11 protein-coding genes are annotated in these 16036 nt (G+C 61.0%); 7 read left to right on the top strand and 4 right to left on the bottom strand.

The window, feature by feature from the left end; genetic code table 11:
• The first annotated feature begins 105 nt into the window (after positions 1–105).
• The 7 genes from AB4N47_RS13020 (at position 106) to AB4N47_RS13050 (ending at position 11581) form a co-directional block, all read left to right on the top strand.
• Positions 106–1938, top strand: a complete 1833-nt coding sequence (locus tag AB4N47_RS13020; protein ID WP_341637853.1) for an extracellular solute-binding protein — start codon at positions 106–108, stop codon at positions 1936–1938.
• Positions 1935–3776 carry an extracellular solute-binding protein gene (locus AB4N47_RS13025; RefSeq protein WP_341637854.1) on the top strand — a complete coding sequence of 614 codons (1842 nt, stop codon included), beginning with the start codon at positions 1935–1937 and terminating at the stop codon, positions 3774–3776. Before AB4N47_RS13020 ends, AB4N47_RS13025 begins: the two co-directional genes overlap by 4 nt.
• A gap of 4 nt (positions 3777–3780) precedes the next feature.
• The gene (locus tag AB4N47_RS13030) at positions 3781–4854 is read left to right on the top strand and encodes a microcin C ABC transporter permease YejB (protein ID WP_016774154.1); all 1074 of its coding nucleotides are present in this window, start codon (positions 3781–3783) and stop codon (positions 4852–4854) included.
• Between the two features lies 1 nt (position 4855).
• The gene (locus tag AB4N47_RS13035; RefSeq protein WP_341637855.1) at positions 4856–5875 is read left to right on the top strand and encodes an ABC transporter permease; all 1020 of its coding nucleotides are present in this window, start codon (positions 4856–4858) and stop codon (positions 5873–5875) included.
• A 1-nt stretch (position 5876) separates the two neighbouring features.
• Positions 5877–7487 carry an ABC transporter ATP-binding protein gene (locus AB4N47_RS13040; protein WP_341637856.1) on the top strand — a complete coding sequence of 537 codons (1611 nt, stop codon included), beginning with the start codon at positions 5877–5879 and terminating at the stop codon, positions 7485–7487.
• A 19-nt stretch (positions 7488–7506) separates the two neighbouring features.
• Positions 7507–8301, top strand: a complete 795-nt coding sequence (gene fabI / locus AB4N47_RS13045; RefSeq protein ID WP_003202751.1) for an enoyl-ACP reductase FabI — start codon at positions 7507–7509, stop codon at positions 8299–8301.
• Between the two features lie 157 nt (positions 8302–8458).
• Complete coding sequence (locus tag AB4N47_RS13050) at positions 8459–11581, top strand: hypothetical protein (RefSeq protein ID WP_460154565.1); 3123 nt, start codon at positions 8459–8461, stop codon at positions 11579–11581.
• 108 nt (positions 11582–11689) lie between these two features.
• Here the strand turns inward: AB4N47_RS13050 and AB4N47_RS13055 are convergent, their stop codons facing one another.
• The 4 genes from AB4N47_RS13055 to AB4N47_RS13070 are packed head-to-tail and all read right to left on the bottom strand — an operon-like array spanning position 11690 to position 15927.
• Positions 11690–12652, bottom strand: coding sequence for a sensor domain-containing diguanylate cyclase (locus AB4N47_RS13055; protein WP_341637858.1), 963 nt, complete (start codon positions 12650–12652; stop codon positions 11690–11692).
• 54 nt (positions 12653–12706) lie between these two features.
• Complete coding sequence (locus AB4N47_RS13060; RefSeq protein ID WP_122506902.1) at positions 12707–13285, bottom strand: hypothetical protein; 579 nt, start codon at positions 13283–13285, stop codon at positions 12707–12709.
• Position 13286: 1 nt separating this feature from the next.
• Positions 13287–15449 carry a xanthine dehydrogenase family protein molybdopterin-binding subunit gene (locus AB4N47_RS13065; protein WP_341637859.1) on the bottom strand — a complete coding sequence of 721 codons (2163 nt, stop codon included), beginning with the start codon at positions 15447–15449 and terminating at the stop codon, positions 13287–13289.
• A gap of 22 nt (positions 15450–15471) precedes the next feature.
• On the bottom strand, positions 15472–15927 hold the full coding sequence (locus AB4N47_RS13070; protein ID WP_007937751.1) for a (2Fe-2S)-binding protein: 456 nt from the start codon (positions 15925–15927) through the stop codon (positions 15472–15474).
• Positions 15928–16036 lie beyond the last annotated feature (109 nt).

The following is a 16036-nucleotide window of genomic DNA, read 5'->3' on the forward strand; positions in this document are numbered from 1 at the left end:
AACATCGTGTAGCGATTAACTCGCCATTAACCCGCATCTTTTTCCTGTCCAGACAAGCTGTTACTGTACGGCCCACAAAGCCCAAGCCGCTGGATCGGATCTGACTTGAAGCGTGCCCTCTCCCTGCTCCTGATCAGCCTGGCCTTGAGCTCACCCGCAAGCGCGACGATTACCGAAAGTCACGGTTATGCGCAGTTCGGCACGCTCAAGTACCCGGCCAGATTTACCCACTTCGACTGGGTCAACCCGCAAGCGCCCAAGGGCGGTACGTTGCGGGTGATGGCGTTCGGCACCTTCGATACGGTCAATCCGTACACTTTCAAGGGCACCAGCCCGGTCACCACCGCCAATTTCCTTCAGTACGGCATCAACGAGCTCAACGAGCCGCTGATGGTTGGCACCGGGCAGTATTCGCCGTCCGGCGACGAACCCGCGTCGAGTTACGGGTTGATCGCGCAATCGGTGGAGTACAGCGAAGATCGCAGCTGGGTCGTCTTCAATTTGCGCCCCGAAGCGCGCTTTCACGACGGCGCGCCTGTCACCGCCTACGACGTGGCGTTCTCCTATCGAACGCTGCTCAAGGACGGTCATCCGCTGTATCGCACGGCCCTGCAGGAAGTGCTGCGAGTCGACATTCTCAACAAGCAGCGCATTCGTTTTGTGTTCAAGCGCTCGGGCAATCCGCTGCTTATCATGCGCCTGGGCGAATTGCCGGTACTGCCGCAGCATTACTGGAAAGACCGCGACTTCAAAGCCACCACCTTCGAACCGCCGCTGGGTAGCGGGCCGTACCGCATCACCTCGGTCACGCCGGGTCGGCAGCTGATTTTCGAGCGGGTCAAGGATTATTGGGGCAAGGACTTACCGGTCAATCGCGGCAAGTACAATTTCGATCGCATGGACGTCGAGTTCTACCGCGACAGCGATGTCGCCTTCGAAGCGTTCAAGGCCGGTGAGTTCGACATCTACATCGAGCATCAGGCGAAGAACTGGGTCAACGGTTACAACTTCCCTGCTGTACGTCGTGGCGAGGTGATCAAGGCGCAGATCCCGCATCAGATCCCGACCCAGACCCAGGGCCTGTTCATGAACAGCCGCCGCGCGACCTTCGCCGATGTCAGGACGCGCGAAGCGTTGGGTCTGATGTTCGACTTCGAATGGACCAACCGCGCGCTGTTCAGCGATGCCTATAAACGCACCACCAGCTACTATCCCAACAGCGAATTCACCGCGTCCGGCCTGCCGGTCGGCCATGAATGGCTGATGCTCAAGCCTTACAAGGAGCAGTTGCCAGCCCGGCTGTTCACCGAGCCGTTCACCCTGCCGAAAACCGACGGCCGTGGCATCCCGCGCGAGACCATGCGTAAAGCCCTCGCCCTGCTCGCTGAGGCCGGTTGGAAGCTCCACGGCCAGCGCCTGCAAGACAAAGACGGCCAGCCGCTGCGTTTCGAACTGCTGCTGGTCAATCCGAGCCTGGAGCGGCTCTATCAGCCGTACATCGAGAACCTCAACAGCATCGGCATCGACGCGCGCCTGCGTACCGTCGATCGCGCCCAGTACAAACAGCGCCTCGACCAATTCGATTTCGACATGATCTCGATGACCCTCGGCCAGACCCTGAGCCCGGGCCTTGAGCAGTGGCAGTACTTCCACTCTAGCCAGGTAAACGTCAAGGGCAGCAAGAATTACGCGGGCATCGCCAACCCGGTGGTCGATCACCTGCTCGAACAATTGCTCGCCGCGCGCACCCGCGACGAGCAGGTTGCCGCCGGCAAAGCGCTCGACCGCGTGCTGCTCTGGCAGCACTACAGCATTCCCAACTGGTACCTCAATTATCACCGTCTGGCCTACCGCAACCGGTTGGCCTTTGTCACCACGCCGCCCTACACCCTGGGCCTGAGCGCATGGTGGCTGAAGTCTTCGGAGAAAGATCGATGAACGCTGTTCGCACCCTGCTCGTGCAGGCCGGCGGCTTGCTGTTCGCCGGGCTGGCCTGGGCCGCCCCGCAACACGCCGTGACCCTGTACAACGAGCCGCCGAAATACCCGGCCGATTTCAAGCACTTCGACTACGTCAATCCCGATGCGCCAAAGGGCGGCGTGTTCCGCCAGGCCGGGTTCGGCGGCTTCGACAGCCTCAACCCGTTCATCAACAAAGGCGTGCCGGCCGATGACATCGGCCAGATCTACGACACCCTGACCAAACACAGCCTCGACGAGCCGTTCACCGAGTACGGCCTGATTGCCAGCAAGATCGAGAAAGCCGACGACAACAGTTGGGTGCGTTTCTACCTGCGCCCCGAGGCCCGTTTTCACGACGGCCACCCGGTGCGCGCCGAAGACGTGGTGTTCAGCTTCGAGACGCTGACCAAGGAAGGCTCGCCGATGTTTCGCGGCTATTACAACGACGTCGCCGAAGCCATCGTCGAAGACCCGTTGAAAGTCTTGTTCAAGTTCAAGCACAGCAACAACCGCGAACTGCCGCTGATCCTCGGCCAGTTGCCGGTCCTGCCGAAACACTGGTGGGCCAGTCGCGACTTCAACAAAGGCAATCTGGAAATCCCGCTGGGCAGCGGCCCGTACAAGGTCACCCAAGTGAAGGCCGGCCGTTCGGTACGTTACGAGCGGGTCAAGGATTACTGGGGCAAGGACTTGCCGGTCAACCGTGGCTTCTACAACTTCGACACGATGACCACCGACTATTACCGCGACAACACCGTCGCCCTCGAAGCGCTGAAGGCCGGGCAGTTCGATTATTGGCTGGAAATGACCGCGAAGAACTGGGCCAGTGCCTATAACGTTCCGGCGGTCACCGAGGGGCGCTTGATCAAGGAACTGATCCCCAACAGCAACCCGACCGGCATGCAGGGCTTCGTCTTCAACCTGCGCCGCCCGGTGTTCCAGGATGTGCGCGTGCGTCAGGCGCTGGGGCTGCTGTTCGATTTCGAATGGACCAACAAGCAATTATTCAACGGCGCCTACGTGCGCACCCGCAGTTACTTCGAGAACTCGGAAATGGCGGCCACCGGCCTGCCCGACGCCGAGCAACGGAAGATCCTCGAACCGTTCCGCAGCAAACTGCCGGCTCAGGTATTCAGCGAAGCCTTCGAAAATCCCAAGACCGACGCCAGCGGCATGATCCGCACCCAGCAGCGCGAGGCCTATCAACTGCTGCAAGAGGCCGGCTGGAAAATCGTCGATGACAAAATGGTCGACGCCACCGGCAAACCGGTTGTGATCGAATTTCTTCTGGCCCAGACCGAATTCGAACGGGTGCTGCTGCCGTTCAAGCGCAACCTCAGCGACCTCGGCATCGATCTGGTGATCCGCCGCGTCGACGTCTCGCAGTACATCAACCGGGTGCGCTCGCGGGATTTCGACATGATGGTCGGCAGCTTTCCCCAGTCCAACTCGCCGGGCAACGAGCAGCGCGAATACTGGATGAGCGCCGCCGCCGACAAACCGAGCAGCCGCAACAGCATGGGCCTGAAAGACCCGACCGTTGACCAACTGGTGGAAAGCCTGATCAACGCCGACTCGCGCAAAAGTCTGGTGGCCCACGCCCGCGCGCTGGATCGCGTACTGCAATGGGGCTACTACGTGGTGCCCAACTGGCACATCAAGAGCTGGCGCGTGGCTTACTGGAATCATATAGGCCACCCGAAAACCTCGCCCAAGTACGACATCGGCATCAATACCTGGTGGGTCAAGCCTGACGCCAAGCCTGCCGTAGAAGTCGAAACCCAACTGCAAGCCGACCCTGCGGGCACGGAGTAATCAGATGCTGGCGTATATCTTTCGGCGACTGCTGCTGATCATCCCGACCCTGTTCGGCATTCTGCTGATCAACTTCGTGATCATCCAGGCCGCGCCCGGCGGGCCGGTCGAGCAGATGATCGCCAAGCTCGAAGGCTTCGAAGGCGCCACCAGCCGGATTGCCGGCGGCGGTGCCGAAGTGGCGGTGGCCGGCTCGTCGTACCGTGGCGCGCAGGGGCTGGACCCGGCGCTGATCAAGGAAATCGAGCACATGTACGGGTTCGACAAATCGGCCCCGGAACGCCTGTGGATCATGGTCAAGAACTACGCGCAGCTGGATTTCGGCGACAGTTTCTTCCGCGACGCCAAGGTCATCGACCTGATCAAGGAAAAGATGCCGGTGTCGATCTCGCTGGGGCTGTGGAGCACGCTGATCATGTATCTGGTGTCGATCCCGCTGGGCATCGCCAAGGCCACGCGGCACGGCAGCCACTTCGATGTCTGGACCAGTTCGGCGATCATCGTCGGCTATGCGATCCCGGCGTTCCTGTTTGCGATCCTGCTGATCGTGGTGTTTGCCGGCGGCAGTTATCTGGACTGGTTCCCCCTGCGCGGGCTGACTTCGAACAACTTCGATGAGCTGAGCCTGGGCGGCAAGATCCTCGATTACTTCTGGCACTTGGCATTGCCAGTGACGGCGCTGGTGATCGGCAACTTCGCGACCATGACTCTGCTGACAAAAAACAGCTTTCTCGACGAGATCAACAAACAGTACGTGGTCACCGCCAAGGCCAAGGGTCTGACCCGCCATCGCGTGCTCTACGGCCACGTGTTCCGCAACGCCATGCTGCTGGTGATTGCCGGTTTTCCTTCGGCATTCATCGGCATTTTCTTCACCGGCTCGTTGCTGGTGGAAGTGATTTTCTCCCTCGATGGCCTCGGCCTGATGAGTTTCGAGGCGGCGATCAATCGCGATTACCCGGTGGTGTTCGGCACCCTGTTCATCTTCACCCTGCTCGGGCTGGTGGTGAAACTGATCGGCGACCTGACCTACACCTTTGTCGATCCGCGTATCGACTTCGCCAGCCGGGAGCATTGAGATGAACCTGTCCCCTCTCAACCGCCGGCGCTTCGAACTGTTCAAGGCCAACAAGCGTGGCTGGTGGTCGCTGTGGCTATTTCTGATTCTGTTCGGCCTGAGTCTGGGCGCCGAGCTGATTGCCAACGACAAACCGCTGGTCGTGCATTACGACAACAACTGGTATTTCCCGGCGATCAAGCGCTACCCGGAAACCGCGTTCGGCGGCGAATTCCCGCTGGAAGCCAACTACAAGAGTCCGTACATCCGTGAGCTGCTGAAGGCCAAGGACGCGTGGATTCTATGGGCGCCGATTCCCTACGGCTACCAGAGCATCAACTACGACCTGAAAGTCCCGGCCCCGGCGCCACCCTCGGCGGACAACCTGCTGGGCACCGACGATCAGGGCCGCGACGTGTTGGCGCGGGTGATCTACGGTTTCCGCATTTCCGTGTTGTTTGCGCTGACGCTGACCGTGCTGAGCTCGATCATCGGCGTGATTGCCGGGGCGCTACAGGGGTTCTACGGCGGCTGGGTCGATCTCGCCGGGCAACGTTTTCTCGAGATCTGGTCGGGGCTGCCGGTGCTGTATCTGTTGATCATCCTCGCCAGTTTCGTCCAGCCGAATTTCTGGTGGCTGCTGGGCATCATGCTGCTGTTCTCGTGGATGAGCCTGGTCGATGTGGTGCGCGCCGAGTTTCTGCGCGGGCGCAATCTGGAATACGTGCGCGCCGCCCGCGCGCTGGGCATGCAGAACGGCGCGATCATGTTCCGCCATATCCTGCCCAACGCCATGGTCTCGACCATGACCTTCATGCCGTTCATCCTCACCGGCGCCATCGGCACCCTGACCGCGCTGGACTTCCTCGGCTTCGGCTTGCCGGCCGGCAGTCCGTCGCTGGGCGAACTGGTCGCGCAAGGCAAATCCAATTTGCAGGCGCCGTGGCTGGGCATGAGCGCGTTTGCCGTGCTGGCGCTGATGTTGAGTCTGCTGGTGTTTATCGGCGAGTCCGCTCGCGATGCCTTCGACCCGAGGAAGTGAAATGAATCAGGACAATCTGATCGAAGTGCGCGACCTCGCCGTCGAATTCGGTTTCGGCGAGCGCGTCCACCGCGTGGTCGAGGGCGTGAGCTTCGACATCAAGCGCGGCGAAACCCTGGCGCTGGTCGGTGAATCGGGCTCGGGCAAATCGGTCACGGCGCATTCGATCCTGCGCCTGTTGCCCTACCCCATGGCGCGGCATCCGGCCGGCAGCATCAATTACGCCGGGCAGAACCTGCTGGATTTGAGCGAGAAGACCATCCGCCACATTCGTGGCAACCGCATCGCGATGATCTTTCAGGAGCCGATGACCTCGCTCAATCCGCTGCATTCGATCGAGAAGCAGATCAACGAAGTGCTCGGCATCCACAAGGGCCTGAGCGGCAAAGTCGCGACCAAGCGCACTTTGGAGCTGCTGGAGATGGTCGGCATCCCCGAGCCGCACAAGCGTCTCAAGGCCCTGCCCCATGAATTGTCCGGCGGCCAGCGCCAGCGGGTGATGATTGCCATGGCCCTGGCCAACGAACCGGAATTGCTGATTGCCGACGAACCGACCACCGCGTTGGACGTGACCGTTCAGCTGAAAATCCTCGATTTGCTCAAGGATCTTCAGGCTCGATTGGGCATGTCGCTGCTACTGATCAGTCACGATTTGAACCTGGTGCGAAGAATTGCGCATCGCGTATGTGTCATGCAGCGCGGTTGCATCGTCGAACAGGCATCGTGCGCAGAGCTGTTCCGTTCGCCGCAGCATCCGTACACTCGGGAATTGCTCGGCGCGGAGCCCAGCGGCGGCCCGGCGAGCAATGAAATCGGCGCGCCGCTGCTCGAAGTCGAGGACCTGAAAGTCTGGTTCCCGATCAAGAAAGGCCTGCTCAAACGCACGGTGGATTACGTCAAGGCAGTGGACGGCATCAATTTCAGCCTGCCGCAGGGTCAGACCCTGGGGATCGTCGGCGAAAGCGGTTCCGGCAAATCCACCCTCGGTCTGGCGATTTTGCGGCTGATCGGCAGCAAAGGCGCGATCCGCTTTGAAGGCAAGCAGCTAGACTGCCTGACGCAGAATGAGGTTCGCCCGTTGCGCCGGGAGATGCAGGTGGTGTTTCAGGACCCGTTTGGCAGCCTGAGCCCGCGCATGTGCGTCAATGACATCGTTGGCGAAGGCCTGCGGATACACAAGATGGGCACCGCGACCGAACAGGAAGCGGTGATCATTGCGGCGTTGAAGGAGGTAGGTCTGGATCCGGAAACCCGGCACCGCTACCCCCACGAATTTTCCGGAGGGCAACGGCAGCGAATCGCCATTGCCCGGGCCCTGGTGCTGAAACCGGCGCTGATCCTGCTGGACGAGCCGACTTCGGCGCTCGACCGCACGGTGCAGCGGCAAGTAGTGGAGCTGTTGCGTTCACTGCAAGCCAAGTACAACCTGACGTATTTGTTCATCAGCCATGACCTGGCTGTCGTCAAAGCGCTGAGCCACCAGCTGATGGTGGTCAAGCATGGCCAAGTGGTCGAACAGGGAGACGCGCAAGGTATTTTTGCCGCCCCCCAACATCCGTATACACAGCAGTTGCTGGAGGCCGCTTTTCTGGCACCAGCCACTGCGCAATAACCTGAAAGAGGAGCAACACATGGGTTTTCTCGCCGGTAAGCGCGTACTGATCGTCGGTGTCGCCAGCAAGCTGTCCATCGCATCCGGCATCGCTGCCGCCATGCATCGCGAGGGCGCTGAGCTTGCCTTCACTTATCAGAACGACAAACTCAAGGGTCGCGTCGAAGAGTTCGCACAAGGCTGGGGTTCGAGCCCTGAGCTGTGCTTCCCGTGCGACGTGGCCAGCGATGAAGAAATCGCCAAGGTCTTCGAAGAACTGAGCAAGAAGTGGGACGGTCTGGACTGCATCGTGCACTCCGTCGGCTTCGCTCCGGGCGACCAACTGGACGGCGACTTCACCGAAGCCACCACCCGTGAAGGTTTCCGCATCGCTCACGATATCAGCGCCTACAGTTTCGTGGCGCTGGCCAAGGCCGGTCGCGAAATGATGAAAGGCCGCAACGGCAGCCTGCTGACCCTGTCGTACCTGGGCGCCGAGCGCACCATGCCGAACTACAACGTGATGGGCATGGCCAAGGCTTCGCTGGAAGCCGGCGTCCGTTACCTGGCCGGTTCCCTCGGTCCGGACGGGACCCGCGTCAACTGCGTATCGGCTGGCCCGATCCGCACCCTGGCCGCTTCCGGCATCAAGAACTTCCGCAAGATGCTGGCTGCCAACGAAGCGCAGACTCCGCTGCGCCGCAACGTCACCATCGAAGAAGTCGGCAACGCCGGCGCCTTCCTCTGCTCCGACCTGGCGTCGGGCATCAGTGGTGAAATCATGTACGTCGACGGCGGCTTCAACACCACCGCGATGGGCAACATCGAAGAGTGATCTTCCTGTAGCCACTAAGAAACCCGCCGGATCCGGCGGGTTTTTTTATGCCTGCAAAAAAGCACTCCGCACTACATATGTACCGCCAGCCGCCCTGCCCCGGCGTCGATACTCGGTGCTCGATGCTCGATGCTTATCAGCCGCCAGGGAGGCGCAGATGAACGACACACCGGTACATGAACAGACGCTGATCCAGAACCTCATTACAGAACTGACCGCCGTACCGGTGGTCACCGCGGCCACGCCGGCGCGCACGCTGGAGGTTCCTCGTCCATGCCTGCTGCGCGAATGGATGGAGCTTTACTGGACCGCCCTCGAACGCCCTGAGTTTCTCGACTGGGCCAGTCGCTTTCACATCGACCTGGATACCTTGCAAATCAAAGGCGACATTCTGCAAGCGCGCGCACCAGCGAATGGCACCTCCGACGTACGCACCTTCAGCCTGGAGGACAACTCTGGCTGGTGGCAGGTGGCGCCGATGCTGCAATCGATTTCCCAACGCATCGACCCTGCCGGGTTGGGCCTGCCTTATATCGGCGGCAAGTCCGCCAACCCGCTGTATCGCTTTCCACGGCAAGTGGTGCTGGCGTTCTACGGTTACCCGGAACCGCAAAACCAGATTCAGGCCCGCGTCATCCTCACCGAACTGAAGAAAACCGGGCTGGCTGCCATCGATGAGAACGGCCACAGCAGGTCGGCTGTGGTGAAGGAACGCAACGCGCAACTGGAGGACTTTCGGGCGATCGCCGATCGGATCGATGCGGTGTTGCTGGCGAGCGATCCGTTCGAGCAACGAGGCTTTCTCGATACGCCGGTAACGCTTGCTTCGGCCTCTGTTTCCGCTCCTGTGAGAGGCCCGCGCCTGAAATTGGGCGAGCTGCTGCGTCGCTATGAATTTGCGCTGCCGGAAGATGCGGGACAAGCCAAAGCGCTTGCGCAACGCCTGCGACAGCACAGTTGGCCTGAGCTGCCCTACGTCAGTGACTACGTGCAGACCGGCACCCCCATCCGCAGCTATCGCGAAGACTTCGGCGACTTGGAGGACGCCCGGCATATTGTGCGACGCCTGGAAGTTTTGAGCTGGAACAAGGCGCCCAAAGCCCGAATCGATTACGAGGAATTCAGCGAGCCCCATCCGCATTCCACGCTCGCGGTGCAGATGGCGCTGGGCCAGGAGCGCTTGCAGATATTCAGCTCCAATGCGGATTTCCAAGCCATCTTGCAACAGCACGGGTTGCATGCCGACAGTCAATTGCTGGTGACCGAGTCCGGTCATGTCGGCACGGCCAGCGCCAAAGGCTGGGTCAACCTGACGACTGAGGTGGAAAAGCATTCCGATCTGAAACTTCATCGCGACCAGCTTAAAGCTCAGGCAGGCGAAGCAGGCGGCGCCCTGCGCTCGAGCGGTAAAGTCACCCTCGGGCAAATGTTGCGTTTCTACGAGCTACCGTTGCCAAAAACTGTCGAGCAAGCCCTCTCCCTGGCGAAATGGGACAAGATCAATCTGCACATGCGTCCCGGACACATGAATCAGTGGTATCTGCTGGGTCAACCCTGGACGAAGACCGAGCGGTTCACCGCGCAGCAACGTCAGAGCATCATCGACACCACTCAGGCTTTTTTGCCCGAAGACTCGCCGCCACTGATCGACTACCTCAGTGAAGGGGTCGACACCGATCTGCCGCTCAATACCCTCAAGGCAAAAGCCGACTACCTGATCAGTCGTATCCTGATCACGTCGCGCGCACGGACGCTGGGCAACCAGTTGGTGAAGAACCTCGGAGCGCCGTCTCACAAAAAACGCCTTCTGGCCACCAACCGCGAACGTCTGTTGCTCGCTGCATTGATTCTCAGCCTGGAACCGAGCGCCGGTGAGGATATAAACCGAATCGTCGCCCAGCGCCTGGAGGGCAGTGATTTCTGGGGCGACAGTTATGACGAAGTGCGCCGGTTCATCGACCGGCAACCCCAACTCGCACTGGTCAAGAACAAGACATTGGCGACCCACCTGTTATTGTCCGGCATCTCGCCGGAGTTTCTCATCCGGGGCATTCCTCGAACACTGCCTTATATGAGTTGCCTGCGCTGGGTGAGGCTCAAACAGGTCGTGCTGTATATCGAAAGACGCCTGCCGGGCGCGGCGCGCTTGATGACCTACGAGCAATTGCGCGAGCTGACGAAAGGCCCGGCGCCGGCTGATTTCTACAAGTTTCTGCGCGAAGAGCCGTGTGCCTCGGTCGTAGTGGACTGGGCGGTTGCACGAGGGTTGATCCAGCGCGATGCCGATTTTCAAGTCACGGTCTATGACGCCGCCACGCTCAAGCAAGCCGATCTGCTCTTTCGCAACCACAATCGTCTGATTTACGATTTTTACCGCCGGGCCTTCCAGTCGTCACCGCCCACCCCCGCCACTATTGCCCTCGCGGATCTGCGCAAGATCTTCGCTGATTCCCCACACCTGACAGAGAAGGCGCTGTTTGTTCCAGCCTCGGACGCTGATACAACCGGGCCACATTATTCCCTGAGCCAATTACACATCGCCGGCAAGCTAACGGGTGACATGCAGGGATGGCAATCGAGCAATGCACAATTGCAACTGGCATCGATGATTGCCTCGCTGCCCAGACTGAACAACGTGGCAAGCGCTTTTCATGCAGCACTCGCGGCGCGCCTCAAGCATATGAAGGACGCGCATGTCGCGATTCTCAAGGAAGCGTTCTGCCGGTTGCCGTTGGCGCAACGGCTCGACCTCGAAGACAACACGCTGGAATTGCTCGCGCTGCGGCCAGTATCGGCAGCCACGGACAAACTTGCCAAGGCCGGCACGGCGCCGTTTGGCATATTGGCACTGCTGCATGGGCGGCCAACCAGAGTCTTCGAGATTTTCACCAGCAGAGATGAAGTGGTGCTGCGTCGCGATATCGACATTGCATTACTCAAACCCTCGGTGGCGAAAGAAGCGGCGAAAACGCTGCCCCTCGACGCCGAAGCCTATAAAAACGGCTCCCAGCCTCGCTTGAACGCCACCTGCAAGGCGTTCATTACTCGCCTCGATATTGAGGGCGCACCACTGGCGCAACAGGCACGCACCGCCGTGCCCGATACCTTCGCCTCCAACAGAGTCAACGCCATCGCCAGCACCGCCGTCCGGCATCTGTTCGATGCTTATGAGGCCAAAGCCTTGCAAGACGCGTTGCGCATGCCCGAACTCGAGGATGCCGCGGCCAGTCATGAGAAATGGCTGGCGTTTTACCAGAAGCTGAGCCCGCCCAAGCGCTGAGCACTGGCGAATCCGGCGATAGATCGGCTGACGCCATCGCGGGCAAGCCCGCTCCCACGGGATTCAAGGGAGTCTGTGGGAGCTGGCTCGCCAGCGATGGTGCCGGTGCTAGCAGCCTTTCAGAGCTTGCTTGTGCGCATACATCGCGCCATCCGCATCGGCTAGCAGCCGATCAACGGTTTCGTGGCGCGTGGGGTCGTATTCGATCTGGCCGACGCTGAAGCGAATCGCGTAACCGCGGTGCAGCGTGGCGTTGCGCTCTTCGAGGATTTCCTTGAGCCGGGCCATGATCCGCGTGGTTTCAACGTGGCTGGAGCCAGTCAGCAATGCGACGAACTCATCGCCGCCCAAGCGCCCCACCACATCGCTTTCGCGAAAGGCAATGCGCAGCACATCGGCGAAGGTCTTCAGCGCACTGTCGCCTTCGGCATGGCCGTACAGATCGTTGATCTGCTTGAAGTCGTTGAGATCGAAAAACAGCAGCGTCGCCGGCCGGTTCAGGCGCGCGCAGGCATCCAGTGCATGCTGGGCCAGTTGCTTGAAACCACGGCGATTGGACAGCAGCGTCAACTCATCCATGCTCGCCATCTGCACCGCCATCAACTCCTGCTCGGCCATCTCCGCGAGGTCACGCAGCAGCGCGCGCTCTTCGTCATCGAGATGCCGAGGCTTGGTGTCGATCAGGCACAAGGTGCCCAACTTGTTGCCATCGGGGACCGTCAACGGATAACCGGCGTAAAAGCGAATATTCGGCGCGCCGGTAACCAGCGGATTGTCATGGAAGCGCAGATCTTCCAGCGCATCGGGGACCAGCATCAGCTCGTTCTGCAGAATCGCATGACCGCAGAACGAGACATCGCGGGACGTCTCGGTGACATCCAGCCCCACACAGGACTTGAACCATTGGCGATCCTTGTCGACCAGCGTGACCAGAGCGATCGGCACGTTGAACAAACGCTTGGCCAAGCGCGTAAGGCGATCGAAACGTTCCTCCGGCTCCGAATTGAGATTCAGGCCATGCAGCGCGTCGATACGTGCAGCTTCATTGGCAGGCTTTCCGGGCACCAGCATGCGCACACTCCGTAGACAGTCATGCGTTGAGCGTAGCGCTAAATCGCCGAGGCTTCACATTTGCGCCACCGGACACGGCCCGCCGGCATCGGCCCAGAGTTTGAATTGCGCGACGAAAATATCGTGCGGCACTGGCACCGGTGCGCGCCCTGCCCCGGGATTCCAGCCCCAGAGCACCAGTTTGTCTTCGCTGACGTGTTTTAACAGTGCGGCGAAATCACGATCACCATTGCTCGCACGGTCCTTGATCATCGCGCAAAGCTTGTCCGAGGGCAGGCCGATCCAGGCCATTTTGTGCGCCGCCGGCGGCAGGCTCCAGTGCGGCGCACCCGGCGGCGCGTGAGGACCGTAACTGGCCGGCGGGTTGCTTTCGGCGTGGCAGGTCGCGCAAGGCAAACCGGCGGCGCCCTTGCCATCCATGCCGCGCACCACATTCATCGCGTGGGGGATGCCGGCGTCGAACTGCAACGGCGAGTCGCCGGGAATGTGGCAGTTCTGGCAGCGCGGGCTCTGAAAGACTTTCTGCACCGTGGCGAAGGCTTTCAGAGCTTCCTGATCTTCGGCAAACAGGTCCGAGGCATAGCCACCGAGACCGAGCAAAACGACGGTGCCCAACACAAGATGTCGTTTCATCTCACACCCCCGACAGTTGCAGTGGCAGTTCGCGCAGGCGTTGCCCGGTGAGGGCAAACACTGCGTTGGCCACCGCCGGCGCGGTCGGTGGCACGCCGGGCTCACCGATGCCGCCGGGTTTTTCGCTGCTGGGGACGATATGCACTTCCACCACCGGCATTTCGTTGAGCCGCAACACCTGATAATCGTGATAGTTGGACTGCACGACGCCGCCGTCCTTGACGGTGAGTTTGCTGTGCAACGCCATGCCGAGACCGAAGGTGATGCACGATTCCATCTGCGCGGCGATGCTCTGCGGATTCACCGCAATGCCGCAGTCCACCGCGCAGACCACCCGATGCACGCGGATCGCCAGATTGTCCTGCGACACCTCGGCGACCTGCGCCACATAGCTGCCGAACGACTCGTGCACCGCCACGCCCAGAGCATGCCCGTCCGGCAACGGCGCGCCCCAGTTGGCCTTCTCCACCGCCAGATTGAGCACGCCAAGGTGGCGCGGGTGCGCCTTGAGCAACGTTCGCCGGTACTCCACCGGATCCTTGCCCGCCGCCGTCGCCAGTTCATCGATCAGCGATTCCATGACGAAACCCGTGTGGGTATGGCCCACCGAACGCAGCCACAACACATTGATGCCGGTCTGCGGCGAATGCAGGTCGACCTGATGATGAGGCAGATCCTTGATGTACGGACTGTCGGCCACGCCCTCGACCGAGGTGGCATCGATGCCGTTCTTGACCATCGTCGCCTCAAGCATCGTCCCGGCCATGATCGACTGGCCGACCAGCACATGCTGCCAGCTCATCGGCAAACCATCGGTGCCCAGCCCGACCTGCGCCTTGTGCAGGTACATCGAGCGGTAGTAGCCGCCGCGAATGTCATCTTCGCGCGTCCACACGGTTTTCACCGGCAGGCCCGCCGCTTTCGCCACTTGCACGGCTTCGGCGACGAAATCCGAGGTCGGATTGGCGCGGCGACCAAAACCACCGCCGAGAAATTCCGTGTGAATTTCGACCTGCTCGGGCTTGAGCCCGGTGATCTTGCTGGCGACCATTTGGTCCAGCGTCTGAAATTGCGTGCCAGTCCAGATCTCGCATTTGCCGGCGCTGATTTTCACCGTGCAATTGAGCGGTTCCATCGGCGCGTGGGCCAGATACGGCACGCTGTATTCGACCTCGATTTTCTTCGCGGCTTTGCCGAAATGGGACTTGGCGTCCCCCGCCTGAGTGGCGGAAGTGCCCGGCGTCGCTGCCAGTTTGCGGAAACTCTCCAGCAGCTTTTCACTGCTCATGTCGGCCAACGGCCCCAGGTCCCAATCGACCTTCAGCGCATCACGGCCCAGCTTCGCCGCCCAGAAATGCTCGGCCACCACCGCCACGCCGCTGGGCACCTGCACCACCTTGTGCACGCCGGGAATGGCCAGCGCTGCGGCGCCTTCGAAGGATTTCACCGTGGCACCGAACACCGGGGCGCGGGCGACCATCGCGGTCATCAGGCCTTCAAACTGCACGTCCATGCCGAACTTGGCGCGGCCGGTGATTTTTTCCGGGGTGTCGAGGCGCTTGGTCGGTTTGCCGATGACTTTCCAGTCCTTGGCTTCCTTGAAGGTAATGGTTTTCGGATCCGGCACCGGCAGTTGCCCGGCGGCATCGGCCAGTTCGCCGTAGGTCGCGCGTTGGTCCCCGGCGATGACCACGCCGGACTCCGTGCGAATCGTCGACGGGGCGACGTCGAAACGTTTCGCCGCCGCTTCCACCAGCATCTGACGCGCCGTCGCCCCGGCCAGTCGATAGCGGTCGAATTCCATCCAGGTCGAGGTCGAGCCACCGGTGATCTGCATGCCGCCAAACGCCGGCAAACCGTAATCCGCCGCCGAGGCTGGCGAGTGTTGCACGCTGATTTTCGACCAGTCGGCGTCCAGTTCTTCGGCGATCAGCATGGTCAGGCCGGTCCAGATGCCCTGGCCCATTTCCGAATGGCCGAGCAGCACGGTGACGCTGTTGTCCGCCGCGATGCGCAGGAACGCGTTGGGCGCGAAGGTTTTGTTCTGATTTTCTGCCGCCCGGGCAAAGCGATTGGCCCCGGGCACTACAAACGCCACCATCAGGCCGCCGCTTAACAGTGCGCTGCCCTTGAGAAACCCGCGACGCGATACGGGACTGTTCATCGTTCAGCTCCCACAGAATGAATCAGCCGATTTCGGCGGCGCGTTTGACCGCAGCGCGTATGCGCGGATAGGTGCCGCAGCGGCAGATATTGCCGGAGAGCGCCTGATCGATATCGCTGTCGGTGGGCTTGGGAATTTTCGCCAGCAACGCGGCGGCGGACATGATCTGCCCGGACTGGCAGTAACCGCACTGCACCACGTCCAGCTCGGCCCAGGCCTGCTGCACCGGGTGCGAGCCATCACTGGACAAGCCCTCGATGGTGAGGATTTTCTGCCCATGGGCAACGGCAGTCGCCGGGGTGATACAGGAGCGTAAAGGCGCGCCGTCGACGTGCACGGTGCAGGCACCGCACTGGGCCATGCCGCAACCGAACTTGGTCCCGGTCAGGTGCGCAACATCGCGCAGAACCCAAAGCAGCGGCATGTCGGCGGGGACATCGAGCTCCTGATCCTTGCCATTGATATTCAGGGTCAGCATCGGCGGATTTCCTCAGGCTCACGGTGGTGCGAAGGGGCGTCGCTGTGGTCGGAAAAACCTACGGACGCCCGCGCTTATCCCTTTCAGCAAAGCCTAATTTGCGCTTGAA

The organism is Pseudomonas sp. S3_G06 (genome assembly GCF_054667565.1).